This is a genomic window from Paenibacillus sp. OV219 (assembly GCF_900110075.1).
In the GTDB taxonomy this organism is placed as follows: Bacteria; Bacillota; Bacilli; order Paenibacillales; family Paenibacillaceae; genus Paenibacillus_Z.
In genome coordinates, this window is the sequence record NZ_FOCJ01000002.1 from 648,530 (window position 1) to 665,129 (window position 16,600).

Annotated in this window: 19 protein-coding genes; all 19 read left to right on the forward strand. The window is 48.6% G+C overall.

Going from position 1 to position 16,600, the window contains the following annotated elements; translation table 11 throughout:
• Positions 1-22 precede the first annotated feature (22 nt).
• Positions 23-1,345 (forward strand): protein-glutamate methylesterase/protein-glutamine glutaminase, encoded by a 1,323-nt coding sequence (gene cheB, locus BMY11_RS09030; RefSeq protein ID WP_090574144.1) that lies wholly within the window; start codon positions 23-25, stop codon positions 1,343-1,345.
• A gap of 46 nt (positions 1,346-1,391) precedes the next feature.
• A complete protein-coding gene (locus tag BMY11_RS09035) occupies positions 1,392-3,458 on the forward strand; it encodes a chemotaxis protein CheA (RefSeq protein ID WP_090574146.1) in 2,067 nt (688 codons plus the stop codon).
• A 14-nt stretch (positions 3,459-3,472) separates the two neighbouring features.
• A complete protein-coding gene (locus tag BMY11_RS09040; protein ID WP_090574148.1) occupies positions 3,473-3,934 on the forward strand; it encodes a chemotaxis protein CheW in 462 nt (153 codons plus the stop codon).
• A 4-nt stretch (positions 3,935-3,938) separates the two neighbouring features.
• A complete protein-coding gene (locus BMY11_RS09045; protein WP_090574150.1) occupies positions 3,939-4,559 on the forward strand; it encodes a chemotaxis protein CheC in 621 nt (206 codons plus the stop codon).
• A complete protein-coding gene (locus BMY11_RS09050) occupies positions 4,556-5,050 on the forward strand; it encodes a chemotaxis protein CheD (RefSeq protein ID WP_090574152.1) in 495 nt (164 codons plus the stop codon). Before BMY11_RS09045 ends, BMY11_RS09050 begins: the two co-directional genes overlap by 4 nt.
• Before the next feature lie 4 nt (positions 5,051-5,054).
• Positions 5,055-5,489, forward strand: a complete 435-nt coding sequence (locus BMY11_RS09055; protein ID WP_090574154.1) for a hypothetical protein — start codon at positions 5,055-5,057, stop codon at positions 5,487-5,489.
• Positions 5,490-5,493: 4 nt separating this feature from the next.
• Complete coding sequence (locus BMY11_RS09060) at positions 5,494-6,279, forward strand: FliA/WhiG family RNA polymerase sigma factor (protein WP_090574156.1); 786 nt, start codon at positions 5,494-5,496, stop codon at positions 6,277-6,279.
• A 19-nt stretch (positions 6,280-6,298) separates the two neighbouring features.
• Positions 6,299-7,708 carry a DUF342 domain-containing protein gene (locus tag BMY11_RS09065; protein WP_090574158.1) on the forward strand — a complete coding sequence of 470 codons (1,410 nt, stop codon included), beginning with the start codon at positions 6,299-6,301 and terminating at the stop codon, positions 7,706-7,708.
• A 46-nt stretch (positions 7,709-7,754) separates the two neighbouring features.
• Positions 7,755-8,084: a hypothetical protein gene (locus tag BMY11_RS09070; RefSeq protein ID WP_090574160.1), complete on the forward strand. Its 330-nt coding sequence runs from the start codon at positions 7,755-7,757 to the stop codon at positions 8,082-8,084.
• 31 nt (positions 8,085-8,115) lie between these two features.
• Positions 8,116-8,697 carry a DUF6115 domain-containing protein gene (locus BMY11_RS09075; RefSeq protein ID WP_090574162.1) on the forward strand — a complete coding sequence of 194 codons (582 nt, stop codon included), beginning with the start codon at positions 8,116-8,118 and terminating at the stop codon, positions 8,695-8,697.
• Positions 8,690-9,325, forward strand: a complete 636-nt coding sequence (locus tag BMY11_RS09080) for an MltG/YceG/YrrL family protein (protein WP_090574166.1) — start codon at positions 8,690-8,692, stop codon at positions 9,323-9,325. Before BMY11_RS09075 ends, BMY11_RS09080 begins: the two co-directional genes overlap by 8 nt.
• 198 nt (positions 9,326-9,523) lie before the next feature.
• Positions 9,524-10,222 (forward strand): 30S ribosomal protein S2, encoded by a 699-nt coding sequence (rpsB, locus tag BMY11_RS09085; protein ID WP_090574168.1) that lies wholly within the window; start codon positions 9,524-9,526, stop codon positions 10,220-10,222.
• A 104-nt stretch (positions 10,223-10,326) separates the two neighbouring features.
• Positions 10,327-10,977, forward strand: coding sequence for a translation elongation factor Ts (gene tsf / locus BMY11_RS09090; RefSeq protein WP_090574170.1), 651 nt, complete (start codon positions 10,327-10,329; stop codon positions 10,975-10,977).
• A 109-nt stretch (positions 10,978-11,086) separates the two neighbouring features.
• On the forward strand, positions 11,087-11,818 hold the full coding sequence (gene pyrH / locus BMY11_RS09095; RefSeq protein WP_090574172.1) for a UMP kinase: 732 nt from the start codon (positions 11,087-11,089) through the stop codon (positions 11,816-11,818).
• Entirely contained in the window at positions 11,818-12,372 is a 555-nt protein-coding gene (gene frr / locus BMY11_RS09100; protein WP_090574174.1) for a ribosome recycling factor, read from the forward strand. The genes pyrH and frr overlap by 1 nt, the downstream gene beginning before the upstream one ends.
• A 74-nt stretch (positions 12,373-12,446) precedes the next feature.
• Entirely contained in the window at positions 12,447-13,211 is a 765-nt protein-coding gene (locus tag BMY11_RS09105) for an isoprenyl transferase (protein ID WP_090574176.1), read from the forward strand.
• Positions 13,212-13,243: 32 nt separating this feature from the next.
• Positions 13,244-14,038 carry a phosphatidate cytidylyltransferase gene (locus tag BMY11_RS09110; protein ID WP_090574178.1) on the forward strand — a complete coding sequence of 265 codons (795 nt, stop codon included), beginning with the start codon at positions 13,244-13,246 and terminating at the stop codon, positions 14,036-14,038.
• Between the two features lie 57 nt (positions 14,039-14,095).
• Positions 14,096-15,235 (forward strand): 1-deoxy-D-xylulose-5-phosphate reductoisomerase, encoded by a 1,140-nt coding sequence (locus BMY11_RS09115; protein WP_090574180.1) that lies wholly within the window; start codon positions 14,096-14,098, stop codon positions 15,233-15,235.
• Between the two features lie 82 nt (positions 15,236-15,317).
• Positions 15,318-16,598, forward strand: coding sequence for an RIP metalloprotease RseP (rseP, locus tag BMY11_RS09120; RefSeq protein ID WP_090574182.1), 1,281 nt, complete (start codon positions 15,318-15,320; stop codon positions 16,596-16,598).
• Positions 16,599-16,600: the final 2 nt, after the last annotated feature.

Below are 16,600 nucleotides of genomic sequence, written 5' to 3' on the forward strand. Positions count from 1 at the left end.
TTTGAAATGGGAGGCTGCATCTATGACTGCAACATCACGTGTACTTGTGGTTGATGATTCCGCGTTTATGCGCAAAATTCTTTGTGATCTAATCGCGCTAGATCCGCAGTTTGTGGTTATTGGCACTGCCAACAATGGCAGAGAAGCCATTGAGGCTGTTCGTGTAAATCAACCGGACGTCATTACGATGGACCTCGAAATGCCAGAAATGAACGGCTTGGAGGCGCTTGAACGGATTATGCGCATCCACCCAACGCCGATTATTATGCTATCGAGCATTAGTGATGACGGAACACGAGAGACGATCAGAGCGCTGCAGAATGGCGCGTTTGACTTTATCCGCAAGCCATCCGGACCGAATTCGCCAGATATTCAAATGGTCGGAGAACAACTGCTGGAGAAGCTGCGGATTGCGGTGTTGACGAAGCGCCATTCCTCTCTATACCAACAAGTATCGGCGCCTGCTCCGAGAAAGCCTGCTGTACCGAAGCAGAAAGAGTCATTCACATTCGATACGGCTGCAATGCCTAAGTCTTCGCGCCGTTCGGATACAGCAAATTCGAGTAAGGAAACGTACGATCAAGCTGCAATGAACGAGACAGCTGCATCATCGTCGAAACAGGTGGAGCCAAGCAAGCCTGCAACAACGCAAGGACTTAATAAGTCGGCTGCGAAGAAGGAGAAGCTTCAGCCTGCGCCTGAACAGACGGTGCAGTCCGATTCGGATGTACCGGCGAAGAATACGAGTAAACCAGCGCCGAATAGGAATTTCCGGCATTTGGTGGCGATTGGCACCTCGACAGGAGGACCTCGTGCACTGCACGAAGTAATTACCGCGCTGCCAGCTGATTTTCCAGCTCCGGTACTCGTCGTTCAGCATATGCCGCCGAAATTTACCCACTCGCTCGCACAGCGTCTTGACTCATTCAGCGCGCTGCATGTGACAGAAGCAGTACAGGGTGAGCGCGTATTTGCAGGCGTTGTTTATATCGCGCCAGGCGGCTTTCATATGGAGCTTGCGAAGGATCGCGATGGCTACTGTATTAAGCTATCGGATGAGGCGCCGAGGGGCGGCCATCGTCCTTCTGTAGATACGATGTTTGAATCGTGTGCGGCTTTTACTGAGCTACGTCGTCATTCCGTCATTATGACAGGCATGGGTAGCGACGGAATGAAGGGCATGAGAGTGATGAACGACAGCGGAGCGGAGAGCGCTATCGCAGAAGCCGAGGAATCATGCGTCGTTTACGGAATGCCGCGATCAGCGATTGAAGCCGGCGTTGCGAAGTCAGTCGTCAACCTACGACAGATTGCAACTGCAATTACGCAAGCGGTACGCAAGTAGGCGTGCTGGAGTCGCATGACGACCAATCAATAGGAGGTGCATGGAAATGGATATGAACGATTATCTTTCAATGTTTATTGACGAGTCGAATGATCATTTGCAGTCATTAAACGAAAACTTACTCAAACTCGAGAGTGCACCAGAAGATATAAGCATCGTACAAATTATTTTCCGATCAGCCCACACACTTAAAGGTATGTCTGCGACGATGGGCTTTGAAGATTTAGCATCGCTTACCCACGAGATGGAGAACGTGCTCGATCTCGTTCGTAACAACAAGCTCAAAATGGACAGCTTTATCTTCGATACATTGTTCAAAGGGCTCGACGCACTTGAGTCGATGGTCCAAGACATTATCGGTGGTGGAACAGGTAAAGCCGATGTAACGGCAATTGTTTCGAATCTCCAGGTCATTGTCAAAGGCGACCACAAGAAAGACCAAGCCGCAGGTGGAAACACAGTTGGAAGCGACGCTGCTGCCGGCGGTGAGTTGCTGGATCAGTTCCAAAGCTCAATTTTGCTGCAATCCATTGCCGCTGGTCTTGCGGTTTTCCATATTGTTGTTACGGTTCGCGAGGATTGTGTGCTGAAGGCTGCGCGCGCTTATATGGTATTCGACTTCTTGGAGCATAACGGTGAAATTGTAAAGTCAGTTCCAAGCGTTCAAGAGATCGAGCAAGAGAAATTTGATCGCTCCTTCACCGTAATTACAATTGCGAGTATTTCCGAGGAAGAGCTTCGTAAAGGAATCGAATCTGTTTCTGAAATTGAAGGAGCAACGATTACGCAACTCGACCGCGAATCGCTAGAACAGCTCGCAGGTGCAGCTGCCGTGCAAGCAACTCCAACAGCATCAGCAAGCGTTACGGCAGCCCAAGCAGAGGTTGGCACTGCAAGAGCTCAGACTGCAGCCACAGCAGCACCAACTACAGCACCTGCCGCACAAGCATCTGGTGGGGCAGCATCCCGCACGATCCGCGTTGACATCGAACGTCTCGATGCGTTAATGAATTTGTTCAGCGAGTTGCTCATCGATCGCGTACGTCTTGAGCAGCTTGCGAGTGAAATTCGCCGCAATGAGCTGACAGAAACAGTAGAGCATATGAGCCGCGTCAGCAGTGACTTGCAAAATATCGTACTGAAGCTGCGCATGGTTCCGGTAGAATCGGTATTTAACCGATTCCCTCGGATGATCCGCGATTTGGCGAAGACGCTCAATAAGAAAGTGGATCTGATCATCTCAGGTGCAGATACAGAGCTCGATCGTACCGTTATTGATGAGATCGGCGATCCGCTCGTACACTTGCTGCGCAACTCGCTTGACCACGGGATTGAACCGATTGCTGACCGGATTGCTGCTGGCAAATCCGAGACCGGAATTGTTCACCTTCGTGCATTCCACAGCGGTAACCACGTGTTTATCGAAGTGGAAGAGGATGGCCGTGGTATCAACCGCGAGAAGGTGAAGCAGATCGCCATCAAGAATGGCGTCGTGACTGTAGATGAAGCGAAGCGCTTGACTGATGCTGAGAGTAACATGCTGATCTTTGCTGCTGGCTTCAGTACCGCTGACAAAATTTCTGATATTTCCGGTCGTGGCGTTGGGCTTGATGTCGTTAAATCGAAGATCACTTCGCTTGGCGGTCACGTGACAGTAGAATCCGAGCAAGGCAAAGGTACGAAGTTCTCGATCCAGCTGCCGCTGACGCTCTCAATCATCTCAGCAATGCTCATAAAGCTTGGCTCGGAGAAGTACGCGATTCCGTTATCCTCCATTGTCGAGACAGGCATCGTACCGCGTGAGCAAATCCGTAAAATCCACGGCAATCGCATGATTGATTACCGCGGCTCGGTTATTCCTCTCATCTCGCTCGCGCAGGTGCTAGAATCGACTAGCTTCCGTGAGGAAGAGGAGCATGAAACGGAGATCGTTGTGATCCGCAAGGGAGATAAGCTCGGAGCGATTACCGTAGACGAGTTTATCGGACAAAGCGAGATCGTGCTGAAGTCGCTCGGCAAGTATTTGACGAATATTGAAGCGATCTCTGGTGCGACCATTCTTGGCGACGGTCAGGTAGCGTTAATTGTAGATCCGAATGCACTTATTAAATAAGGGAGGGTTTGGCTATGAGTGAAGAAATCAAAGTTATCGTGTTTGGACTAGCAGATGAAGAATACGGCGTTGAGGTCGACAAGGTGCGTACAATTGAACGTATGATGCCGATTACGCGTGTACCGAAGACGCATTCTTTTATTAAAGGGGTCATTAATCTCCGTGGCGTAGTTCTTCCAGTTATTGATTTACGCGGCCGCTTCGGCTTGCCGGAGACGGAAGAAACAGAAAGCTCCCGTGTTATCATTGTCGCTGTGAATGATATGGAAGTTGGCTTTATCGTAGATGCTGCGAATGATGTTATTGATATCGACGAGAAGAGCATCGATACACCACCGGAAGTAGTTGGCGGAATTAAGGCTAAATACCTTCGTGGAGTAGCGAAGATCGGTGACAACCGACTCTTGATCATGTTAAACCTCTCCGAAGTGTTAAATAAGAGCGAGATTATTCAGCTAGAACAGGTTGAGGCCTAACCAAGTGAACCCACTACATAATTTAGAAGCTTTCAAACTTGATGTCTTGAAGGAAGTTGGGAATATCGGCGCAGGCAATGCAGCGACCGCGCTCTCACGGCTTCTGGACAAGCCAGTCGATATGAATGTGCCCACCGTCAGTTTAATTCCGTTCGAGCAAGTTGCCGATCGTGTTGGCGGTTTCGAACAAGTCGTCATCGCAGTATTCCTTCGTGTTGAAGGCGATGCGCCGGGGAATATGTTTTTCTTAATCGAAGAGAGCTCCGCAAGGAAATTGCTGCGTGGCCTGCTTTCGAAGGAAACCTCAAGCGAAGACGGCTACTCTGAAATGGAATATTCCGCATTAGCTGAAATTGGTAACATACTAGCAGGATCTTATCTATCATCATTGGCCGATTTCACTCAATTGTATTTATCTCCAACCGTCCCCGCCATTGCCATTGATATGGCAGGCGCTATCCTAAGCTATGGTCTCGTCCAATATGGCGAGATGGGGGATTCCGCGTTGCTGATCGATACTACGTTTCTGGAAGGAAGGGAAGAGTTGGCAGGACATTTCTTCTTGATCCCAGATCCGGAATCGTTTGAGAAGATTTTTAGCGCCTTAGGAGTGCCTAACGAATGATGCAAGAAAATGTAGTGAAAGTAGGCATGGCTGACCTGAATATTGCGTCGAATGGCGCAATTCTCAAAACAACAGGACTCGGCTCCTGTGTCGGCTTAACGTTGTTTGATGAGCGTACGAAGGTAGCGGGAATGGTGCATGTCATGCTGCCATCCTCCGAGATTGCCAGAGAAGCCTCTATCAACATCGCGAAGTACGCCGATACTTCCATACCTCATCTCATCAACTTGATGAAACAGGCAGGAGCTGAACCTAGACGTTTCGTGGCGAAAATGGCCGGCGGTGCTCAAATGTTTGCATTCACCTCGAATCATGATTCTATGCGGATTGGACCACGTAATGTTGAATCTTGCAAGGAGATGCTGAAGAAATATTCGATTCCGCTTCTTGCAGAGGATACAGGCGCTAACTATGGCAGAACAGTTGAGTTCAATAGCATTACCGGCATGTTAATGATTCGGAGTGTTCAACAAGGAGTAAAGGAGATTTAACAACATGTTAGGGTCATGGCGCTGGAACGTTTCGCTGGGTATAGGCGGCAGTTTACTTACGTTACTTTTCTCGCTAAGCAGTAATGGACTTGCCATTTCAAGTCTTAGGTGTTTATATGCATTTTTCGCATTTTTTGTACTTGCTTATTTATTTCGCGCACTACTCGCTTTCATATTGCAGCCAGGATCAACTGCTCCCGCGACGATCAACGTCGAGCAGGAGCAGGATCCTGCTATAGGACAGTCTGTTGATTATTCCACACCGGAATCAAGCGAAGATTTGAACCAATTATTAAAAAATCAATTAGACGGTAGCGTAGAGCAGGCGTCAGGTAAGAAGTTAGCATTTCAACCGCTAACCCCTCCAAAGCTTGTATCGACGCAGAATAGAGAGCCTGAAGAATTGGCAAAAGCAATACGTCACCTAACAGGAGAGTGAGACGATGATTGAGCCGAAAGCGCCTCATTTGTCTAACATCGAGATTTGGCAGAAGTGGAAAGAAGACGGAGACATTGAAGCAAAGAAACGGTTGATCGAGCATTATCTCACTTTGGTTGATTATGTAACCAACCGGATGGCCATCGGCTTGCCGAAGAATGTCTCCAAGGACGATCTGGCCAGCAATGGCGTTATGGGACTCATCGATGCAATTGAAAAATTTGATTATAGACGCGGCCTTCAATTCGAAACGTACGCTTCATGGCGAATTCGCGGTGCGATCATTGACGGCCTTCGTTCAGGGGACTGGGTGCCTCGTTCCGTTCGCGAGAAAGCGAAGAAGATAGAAGAAGCGTATCAGCTGCTAGAGCAGCAATATATGCGTTCCGTTTCAGACTCGGAGATCAGCGAATATCTTGCGGTATCCGAGAAGGAATTCGGTGTCATGCTTCAGGAAATTGCTGTGACGACGGTGTGCTCACTCGAGGACCCGATTCGGGAAGAAGAATCCGAGACAAGGCTGTCGCTGCTCGTTGATGAGAAAGCGAAGAATCCGGATTATAAGGTGCATGAATTCTTCTTGAAAGAGTCTCTCATTCGTGGCATTGACCGTTTAACCGTAAAAGAGAGAACAGTTATTTCACTCTTCTATTACGAAGAATTGTCATTAAGTGAAATTGCAGAAGTGATGTCGTTGTCACCTTCTCGAATCTCTCAATTGCATTCGAAAGCTATTTTGAGATTAAGGGGGGCGCTGGAGAAACAAAAAGATCAGTTGATGCAACATTAATTGTAAAGGGGGGGCAGGATTGTCGACTATTGAAACACTACAACAACATCTTGTTGTTCAGCTATCCCCGGATAAGCTGACAGCAACACTTCAATTTAATTTAGCAGACGAGCAGTTTTCTTGCACACTTTCTCAGCTGGAAGAGTTTTTGAAGAGTCATGGAGTGAATTTCGGTCTGCAGCGAGATGTGCTAAACCGATTCGTGCAGCAGCCTAGCGCTTTTTTCTACAGTCAAACCGTCGTCGCGCAAGGTCTGCCACCTGTTAATGGACATGACGGATATATTCAATTCTCGTACGACATGTCAGAGGGCGAGTACCGTCCGGTTGAGCTCGAGGACGGCAAGATCGATTTCAAGGAAGTCACACAGCTGAAGAACGTGAAGCGCGGCCAACTGATTGCAGAGAAGATAGGTGCAACGCCTGGCACTGATGGCAAGTCGGTCACTGGCGACGCGATTACGTCGAGGAACGGCAAGGAAGCGTACTTCAAGATGGGCAAGAATGTCGTTCTCAATCCAGAGCAAACGGCGCTCTACTCCACGATTGACGGCTTGATTACGATGACTGACAAGAGCAAGATTAATGTATTCCCGGTCTTCGAAGTGAACGGTGATGTCGATTACAAGGTCGGTAATATTGATTTTGTTGGTACAGTTGTCATCCGAGGGAATGTATTGACTGGCTTCCGTATTAAAGCATCAGGCGATATCCGTATCATTGGCGGTGTTGAAGGGGCAGTTCTTGAATCTGACGGCTCGATTGAAATTACCGGAGGCGTGCTGGCCAGTAACAAAGGTCATATCATTGCAGGTAAAAATGTGAAAAGCTCTTTCATTCAAGATGGTAACGTGACAGCTGGTGAAGATATCCTCGTCTCTCAAAGCATCATGCACTCACATGTCCGGGCGGGCAAGAACATCATTTGCAGCGGGGCTAAAGCTCTTGTCGTTGGTGGCGTTATCCAAGCGGGTGAGCGCGTCATTGCAAGAACAATCGGGAACACCATGTCGACGGCGACTATTATTGAAGTTGGCGTAAGGCCGGAGCTTCGTTCTCAGCTGCTTGAGCTGCGCGCGCAAATCAAGCAAACGAACGAGAACCTGGACAAGACCGAGAAGGCGCTCACGCTGCTTGATCAGCTAGCAGCGACAGGTCAATTATCGCCGGATAAGATGGCGCTTCGCGGCAAATTGAGCTCCACTAAGCGTGTTGCTCTAGAGGAGATTTTAAGCGCCAAGGAAGCGGTGCTTGAAATCGAGAAGTCACTTGAAGATACGGAGCGTGCCCGCGTTGATGCTGTAAACGTCATCTATGGCGGCACGAAGATTGTTATCGGCCGATATACGCGCTTCATTAAAGATGCGACAGAGCGTATAACATTCCGGTATTCTGAGGGCGACATCATCATGATTCCATATAACAAGTAAGCCTAACACGTAACAAGCTTCCTATTTGAAGCAAGGGGCGATCAGAATGCCTTACAGGCCGATCGACTTTCAAGTGTCGATTCCTCGTACCCCTGATCAGGGGGTGCTGCAGAACCAGCTGAACCATCGTGCGCATGCGGATCAAGCTCGTCTTGAGAATGATACTTCCAAGCAGACGGAGCTTGCGCGCTCGCGTAATACTGCTGTGGAGCAGAGCAGCGAGCCGCAGATCAAGAACAATCGTCAGCGTGATCATCAGTCGCCGTCAAAGCAGAAGAAGCAGAACCAGCAGGCAGAAGGCGCCGAAGGTTCGGATCAGGGTCCAGAGGAATCGCAGCATCCGTATAAAGGCAAACATATCGATATTTCGCTCTAAGCGGGTATTCGAATTTGAGCAGGTGATAATTATGGAACCATGGCAAACCATTATGCTTGTCGGTGGAGTTGCAGTCGTATGCGCGGCTGTACTTCCACGTAAGGCGAATGGAAATAAGCAAAGTGACCAGTCACAGACTGTCCGTAATATGGAAACAGCGCTTGAGCAGTTTATGGAGAATTTAGAAGCGGACAACAAAGAGATGATGCAGCTTGTGACCAAATCCAGCCAAGATACGCAGCATCAAGCGGCTAAGCGTGATGAACGCATTGGGCAGCTGGAGAAGCGGTGCGCTGAGCTGGAGCAGTTGATTAGTGAGCAGGCCAAGCAGCTCGAAGCAGCAATTGCACAAGCTCGAGATCAAGCTTCTTGGGCAGCCGCTCAGTTGGCACATGCCAAAGTCGAGAGCAGTGCTGCAGAAGAGGTAGCGATTGTACAGCAAGAACCGATCGTTCAGACGCCTTCAATACGTGAGCGTTACGCCGATTTGTTCGAATTGCATCAGCATGGCAAGTCTATTGATGCGATTGCGAAGAACCTTGGCTTGAATAAAGGAGAAGTGCAGCTTATTCTTCAGCTCTCGAAGCAGGAGGAGGCAGCGCGTCATGAATAAACGGACGTTTCTATTCGGACTCGGCGTCGGTATTATTATTGGTGCAGCTTTGCTGCAGCTCATGCTTATCGGCGAGCAGCAGGTGGACAGTCCTGATCCGCTGAACCAGCAGGAAGATACCAGCAGCGATGCGAAGATGTATTCGCAGGAGGAGCTGGTTAAAGCAGTATCGGATGAGCGTCAACGGGTGGAAGCAGAAGCGAAGCAAACGGCCGCGGAAAAGCCGGACAGTAAAGCTACCGACGATAAAGCTACCGATACTAAAGGTGATAAGGATGCCGAAGCGAAGGATGCTTCTGAAGTGAAGGAAGATGTTAATAAGCAGACCAGCTCCAGCGATTCAAGCGGAGCTGCTAACAGTTCAACAGCTCCTGATCCGAAGCGCATCGTTCTTCGCATTCCACCGAACACCAGTGTTGCCGATACGGCCGTTATCCTTGCTTCACACGGCGTCATTACTGATAAGAATGCATTCATTGACCTGATGCGTACCAAGAAAATACGTGCAGGCTATTTTGCTTTTAAGGGCAAGCTTTCGCTTCACCAGGTTGGAACGACTTTGACAAGTAAACCGTTAGATCCGAATGCTGCCAAACGTGAAATGGATGCCGCTGCAGGTAAGAATTAAGCCTTGAAGGACTTGGCTCTGAAAATCTGTCAATCACAGTTGCATGCGTGCATATAGATGTGATATAGTAATTGACGGTGTTAAAAACACACGCCGATTAATTTTGTCATTGGTGCTCTGGCCCGGCCTGAGTGATGACGGAAGATGATATTGGCGGAGGTAACCACTAAAAACCATTTAACAGGAGGTGTGTAAGAGATGGCGGTAATTTCCATGAAACAGCTTCTAGAAGCTGGGGTACACTTCGGTCACCAAACTCGTCGTTGGAACCCTAAGATGGATCGTTATATCTTCACAGAACGTAACGGGATTTACATCATTGACTTGCAGAAAACAGTTAAGAAGGTCGAAGAAGCTTATAACTTCGTACGTTCGATCGGCGAAGAAGGCGGCACTATTCTCTTCGTAGGTACTAAGAAACAAGCACAAGATTCGGTGAAAGAAGAAGCAGAACGTTGCGGCAACTTCTACATCAATCAACGTTGGCTCGGCGGCACGCTGACTAACTTCCAAACAATTCAAAAACGTATCGACCGTCTTAAAACGCTTGAGAAATGGGAAGAGGACGGCACTTTCGATGTTCTTCCTAAGAAAGAAGTTATCATTCTCCGTAAAGAGAAAGATCGTCTTCAAAAATTCCTCGGCGGTATCAAAGGCATGAGAGGTTTGCCAAGCGCATTGTTCATCATCGACCCACGCAAAGAGCGTATCGCGGTTGCTGAAGCACGCAAACTTGGTATCCCAATTGTTGGTATCGTTGATACTAACTGTGATCCGGACGAAATCGACTACGTTATCCCAGGTAACGACGATGCAATCCGTGCAGTTAAATTGCTTACTGCGAAGATGGCTGATGCAATTGTTGAATCGCGTCAAGGCGAAGTAACAACTGCTTAATAGCTTATAGCGATAGAAAACGAAAGGGTGGTCAGACGGTGCATAACCTCTCACCGCCCTTTTTTCGAATACTTAACCTTTAAACAATTCAGGAGGATTCCACAATGGCGGTTAGTGCTAGTGCAGTAAAAGAATTGCGTGAAAGAACAGGCGCAGGTATGCTTGATTGTAAAAAAGCGCTTGATGAAACAAACGGTGATATCGCGAAAGCAATCGACTTGCTTCGTGAAAAAGGTCTTTCCGCAGCAGCAAACAAAGCGGGTCGTGTAGCTACTGAAGGTACAGTAGAATCTTACATCCATGCTGGCGGTCGTATCGGCGTATTGGTTGAAATCAACTGCGAAACTGACTTCGTAGGAAAAACAGATCAATTCCGTGACTTCGCTCGTGATATTGCAATGCAAATCGCAGCTGCAAACCCTAAGTTTGTAAGCCGTGAAGAAGTTTCTGCAGAAGAGCTGGATAAAGAGCGTGAAATTTTGAAAGCTCAAGCGCTGAACGAAGGCAAACCAGAGAAAATCGTTGAAAAAATGGTTGAAGGCCGTATTAGCAAATACTACGAAGAATACTGCTTGCTTGAGCAGCCGTTCATCAAAGATCCAGACAAAACAATCCATACACTGCTGAAAGAGAAAATCAGCACAATTGGAGAAAATATCTCTATCCGTCGTTTCGCTCGTTTCGAGCTTGGTGAAGGCCTGGAGAAAAAAGAAGACAACTTCGTTCAAGAAGTTATGTCGCAAGCTAAATTGTAATCCGAACGCACAGGCGGGGCGGGGCGTTCGCCCCGCCTATTTCCTATAATAAGACTGTTTTAACAAGTATGCGGCCTTGAAACAAGGTCCAAGATGGAGGTAAACCACGTTGCAAAGTCCCGTGTACAAACGTGTAGTATTGAAAGTTAGTGGTGAATCGCTTTCCGGTAATAATGGTTTTGGTATTGATTCCGCAATGATTTCATCGATCGCGGAGCAAGTTAAAGAAGTTGTAGAAATGAACGTTGAAGTTGCAATCGTATGCGGTGGCGGCAACATCTGGCGCGGTATTGCAGGCTCTGAGAAAGGGATTGACCGTGCAACTGCCGATTATATGGGCATGTTGGCTACAGTTATGAATTCCTTGGCGCTGCAAGATGCATTAGAACAAATCGAAGTGCCAACTCGCGTACAAACATCGATCGCAATGCAACAAATCGCGGAGCCTTACATACGCCGCCGGGCAATCCGTCATCTGGAGAAAGGCCGTGTCGTTATCTTCGCTGCTGGCACAGGTAACCCGTTCTTCTCAACAGATACAACTGCGGCGCTTCGTGCAGCTGAGATCGAAGCAGAAGTAATTCTAATGGCGAAAAATAAAGTGGATGGCGTATATTCTGCGGATCCATTTAAAGATGCGTCAGCTGAGAAATATGAAACGCTGACTTATATGGAAGTGCTTAACCGTAACCTTGGCGTTATGGATTCGACGGCGTCGTCACTCTGTATGGACAACAACATTCCGCTTGTTGTGTTTAACATCACAGAGAAGGGCAACATTAAGCGCGTCGTTCTCGGTGAGAAAATCGGAACTATTGTGATGAAGGAGAGTGTGGGCTAGTGCCACAGTCAATCAAAAAGAGCGCTGAAGAGCGCATGGACAAAGCAATTAGCGCATTGAAGCGCGATCTCACTACACTCCGTGCAGGCCGTGCTACTCCGGCGCTGCTGGACCGTGTTCAAGTTGAATATTACGGGGCAATGACGCCCGTTAACCAATTAGCAAATGTTAACACGCCGGATTCTCGGACCATTCTAATTCAGCCTTGGGATAAAACTTCGCTCGCTGCGATTGAGAAAGCGATTATGAAATCAGACCTTGGCCTGACGCCATCGAATGATGGTTCTACTATTCGTCTTGGCATTCCGATGTTGACTGAAGAGCGCCGTGCGGAGCTCGTTAAGTTAACGAAGAAATTCGGTGAAGAAGCAAAAGTAGCCATTCGCAACATTCGTCGCGATGCGAATGATGATATTAAGAAACTGGAGAAAAGCGATATCTCCGAAGATGAGTCGCGTCGCCATCAGGATGACATCCAGAAGACGACAGATAAATTCATCGCTGAAGTTGAACGCGTACTATCCGCTAAAGAGAAAGACATTATGGAAGTTTAATGCAATGAAACCGGCCCCTCCGACAGGTGGGGTCTGCCTGCATAAATCGACATTAGCGGCGGGAGGACGAACATGTGTTACAGCGAGTGAAAGCTTTATTCGGCAAGCCTTCTGTGCCACAGTCGCAGATACCTGAGTCGGATAACATCCCGCAGCATATCGCAATCATTATGGACGGTAACGGTAGATGGGCAAAGAGCCGCGGACTGCCGCGGATGGCCGGTCATCACTCCGGTATGAAGACGGTCAAACGGATTACGATGGCTGCTAATCGGCTTGGCGTTAAATATTTGACGCTTTACGCGTTCTCGACTGAGAATTGGAAGCGACCGAAAGCAGAAGTGGAGTTTCTGATGAAGCTACCTCAAGAGTTTCTATCCATCGAGCTGAAGGACCTAATGGAGAACAACGTACAGGTGCGGATGATGGGATATAGAGGCGATTTGCCATCGCATACATTGCAAGCCGTGGAAGAGGCTATTGAACGTACAGCTGAAAATACCGGACTTGTACTCAATTTTGCTCTAAATTACGGCAGTCGCAAAGAAATGATCGAAGCGGTGCGGGGCATTAGCCAGGCAGTTGCAGATGGCAAGCTAGATGCTAGCGATATTAATGAATCGCACATGGAAGCTCACTTGCTTACTGCAGGTTTGCCTGACCCCGATCTGCTTATTCGTACAAGCGGCGAGCTTCGCCTCAGTAACTTTATGCTATGGCAATTAGCTTATAGCGAAATGTGGTTTACAGATGTCTATTGGCCTGAGTTTTCAGAAGCGCATTTTCACGAAGCTGTTCGTGAATATCAGTTGCGTGCTCGTCGATACGGCGGGGTATAACCCTTAGTCTTAACTGGAGAGTGTCTTCTAAAGTGAAACAACGGATTATTACAGGCCTAATTGGCGGTGCAGCATTTATCGCGCTTACCATAGTTGGCGGATGGTTCTATTTTGCACTTCTCCTCTTGCTTGCAATTATCGGTTTTATGGAATACAGGCGAATGAACGGAGTAAATGCAATCCATCCGTTATCACTTATCGGGTTGGCAGGAACGCTCGTGCTGTTCATTCCTTGGGATGAATTTGGACTCGATAATCCTGCAGCGATACATATGATATGGCTATTGTTATTTTTATTGTTAACAATAACGGTTCTGACGAAGAACGTTATTACGATTGACGGCGCAGCCCTGATGCTTCTTGGTGCGATCTATGTTGGGTATGGATTCCATGCGATGTTTGAGGTGCGAAACGCGGACAACCATGGGCTATTCACGACATGTATGGCTTTCGGTGCGATCTGGGCATCTGATATCGGTGCATATTTCACAGGACGAGCATTCGGCAAACGTAAGCTGTGGCCGTCCATCAGTCCGAACAAAACGATTGAAGGCTCAATAGGCGGCGTTGTCCTTTCGCTGGCAATCGCGGTCATATTTGCGTTGGCTTATCCAGACATCATTACGGTGGGACGCGCACTACTCATCGGACTTATTGCCGCTGTTGCAGGTCAACTTGGCGATTTGATTCAATCTGCTTACAAAAGGGTGCGTGGGATTAAAGATACCGGTTCGATTCTGCCGGGACACGGCGGTGTGCTTGATCGTTGTGACAGCTGGCTCGTCGTATTCCCGCTACTCGTCATGACAGGATTGCTACCACTGTAAGCTGCACGCTTAACTAGCTGTTTTTGCACCGTGCAAGAACATCAGGAGGCTTGAAGGTTGAAAAAAATTACAATTCTAGGCTCCACAGGCTCGGTCGGAACACAAACATTAGATATAATAAGCCGGGAGCCAGACCGTTATCAGGTTGAAGCCATTTCGGCAGGCAGCAATCTCGAGCTCGTGATTGAACAAGCAAAGAGGTTCAAGCCAAAGACGGTTTGTTTAGCCACGAAGGCGCTCGCGGAAGAAGCCAAGCTTCATCTGCCGCCAGGGACGAACGTGCTTTATGGCAATGAAGGGCTGATCGAGACTGCAGCGGCTACAGATGCCGATACGGTCGTTACTGCGATTGTCGGAAGCAGAGGCTTGGAGGCAACTCTTGCTGCTATTGATGCAGGCAAGCATATTGGACTCGCGAACAAAGAAACACTTGTGACCGCAGGCCATCTGGTCATGCGTAGAGCAGCGGATCGAGGCGTGTCTATCCTGCCGATTGACAGTGAGCACTCCGCGATCTTCCAATGTTTGAACGGGGAACGACGGGCGGATGTAAAGCGTATAACGCTGACCGCTTCGGGAGGTTCATTCCGTGATCGGACTCGCGAAGAGCTGGAAGGCGTTACCGTTGCAGAAGCGTTGAATCATCCGAACTGGTCGATGGGTGCGAAGATTACGATTGACTCTGCTACGATGGTGAACAAAGGGCTCGAAGTTATTGAGGCGCATTGGCTGTTTGACCTGTCTTATGGTCAAATTGATGTCCTCATCCACCCAGAGAGCATTATTCACTCGTACGTGGAATTCGTCGATCACAGCATTATCGCACAGCTCGGAATGCCAGATATGCGTGTTCCGATCCAATATGCGCTGACCTATCCGGAGCGCAGACCGACACCGACAGAGTCGCTTAATCTGGCGAAGCTGTCTGCGCTGCACTTCCGTGAGATGGATTTCGATCGCTACCCTTGTCTACGATTCGCGTATGAGAGCGGAAGAGCCGGACAATCGGTGCCAACGGTATTCAATGCGGCGAACGAAACAGCAGTTGCACGCTTCCTCGAAGGCTCGATTACATTCTTAGAGATTGAAACAGTCATTGCTAAAGTGCTTGAGCAGCATCAAGCAACCGATGTACCGGACGTACACTCGATTGCTGCTGTTGATGCTTGGGCTCGTGCAGTTGCTGCAAACATCTGAGCCCTAAGGGTTCTCTTGAATCGTACGGGAGAATAATGATAATCTAAGTACAGGCCGTTACGAACAGGAGGCTCGAATAACGATGCATATGATACAAGTCGTCTTTTTGACGGTAATGGTCTTCTTCGTCATTGTGACTATACACGAATGGGGTCACTTTTATTTTGCGAAGCGTGCCGGGATATTGGTTAGAGAGTTTGCAATCGGATTTGGACCGAAGCTGTTTTCCATCAAGCGCGGCGAGACGCGCTATACGCTTAGACTGGTTCCAGCAGGCGGCTTTGTTCGAATGGCAGGGGAAGACCCGGAGCTTGTAGAGGTTCAGCCCGGTCAAACCATAGCCGTAAGATTGAAGGATGACGTTGTTACGCGCATTTACCTTGATCGTCTGGATGATCGCAGCAATGTGGTGCGCGGTGAAGTCGAGAAAATTGATATCGAACGCACAATGAAGCTTGACCTTTCGGCAGATGGCGTAACGGAATCGTACCGTGTACATCCGCAGGCGCTTATGATAACGAAAGGGAAAGAGACACAGGTTGCTCCGCTGGATCGTCAGTTCGGCAGCAAGACAGTCGGACAACGTGCACTGGCGATTGTTGCCGGTCCTGTGATGAATTTTATTCTCGCGTTCGTGCTGTTCGGTGTCTACTTCCAGATGGCTGGTGTACCGATGGAGAATCCGGATCGGCTGCTCATTGGCGACGTTGTACAAGGAATGCCTGCCTCTAAGTCGGATATCCAAGTCGGAGACGTCATTGATTCGGTTAATGGCGTCAAGATTGGCGGTGATTCCGCGAAGATGATTGAAATGATTGGAAAGTCGGTCGACGTGCCGCTGACGTTCAACGTTATTCGCGACGGCAAGCTGCATTCCTTCAAGATCACGCCGAAGCTTGATAAAGCTTCAGGAGTAGGTAAACTTGGAATCTCAGCAGCTGCGCCAACCCGCTCCGTCACATTCACCGAAACATTCACCTTCGCTGGCAAAGCGATGAAGAATATGACGATCATGATTTTTGACGGATTCAAGAAGCTTGTACTTGGTGATTTCAAGATGGAAGACCTCGGCGGTCCCGTTCGGACTGCGCAGGTGACAAGTCAAATTGCCGAGCAAGGCTTAACGCAGCTAGTCTCATGGGTAGCTGTACTTAGTTTGTACTTGGGTATATTCAATTTACTGCCGGTTCCGGCGCTGGATGGAAGCAGGCTCGTTTTCCTCGGCATAGAGGCTGTTCGCGGCCGTCCGATTGATCCGAACCGGGAGAGCATGGTTCACTTCATTGGCTTCGCAATGCTGATGCTGCTCATGCTGGCGGTCACTTATAATGATATTTTGCGATTGGTAAGAGGGGAGCACTGAGT

Coding starts and splice junctions, on each gene's coding strand:
- BMY11_RS09050 (WP_090574152.1), top strand. CDS start 4,556: ATGATGCAAGAAAATGTAGTGAAAGTAGGCATGGCTGACCTGAATATT.
- tsf (WP_090574170.1), top strand. CDS start 10,327: ATGGCGGTTAGTGCTAGTGCAGTAAAAGAATTGCGTGAAAGAACAGGC.
- BMY11_RS09060 (WP_090574156.1), top strand. CDS start 5,494: ATGATTGAGCCGAAAGCGCCTCATTTGTCTAACATCGAGATTTGGCAG.
- BMY11_RS09075 (WP_090574162.1), top strand. CDS start 8,116: ATGGAACCATGGCAAACCATTATGCTTGTCGGTGGAGTTGCAGTCGTA.
- rpsB (WP_090574168.1), top strand. CDS start 9,524: ATGGCGGTAATTTCCATGAAACAGCTTCTAGAAGCTGGGGTACACTTC.
- BMY11_RS09055 (WP_090574154.1), top strand. CDS start 5,055: ATGTTAGGGTCATGGCGCTGGAACGTTTCGCTGGGTATAGGCGGCAGT.
- rseP (WP_090574182.1), top strand. CDS start 15,318: ATGCATATGATACAAGTCGTCTTTTTGACGGTAATGGTCTTCTTCGTC.
- BMY11_RS09040 (WP_090574148.1), top strand. CDS start 3,473: ATGAGTGAAGAAATCAAAGTTATCGTGTTTGGACTAGCAGATGAAGAA.
- BMY11_RS09070 (WP_090574160.1), top strand. CDS start 7,755: ATGCCTTACAGGCCGATCGACTTTCAAGTGTCGATTCCTCGTACCCCT.
- BMY11_RS09035 (WP_090574146.1), top strand. CDS start 1,392: ATGGATATGAACGATTATCTTTCAATGTTTATTGACGAGTCGAATGAT.
- cheB (WP_090574144.1), top strand. CDS start 23: ATGACTGCAACATCACGTGTACTTGTGGTTGATGATTCCGCGTTTATG.
- BMY11_RS09080 (WP_090574166.1), top strand. CDS start 8,690: ATGAATAAACGGACGTTTCTATTCGGACTCGGCGTCGGTATTATTATT.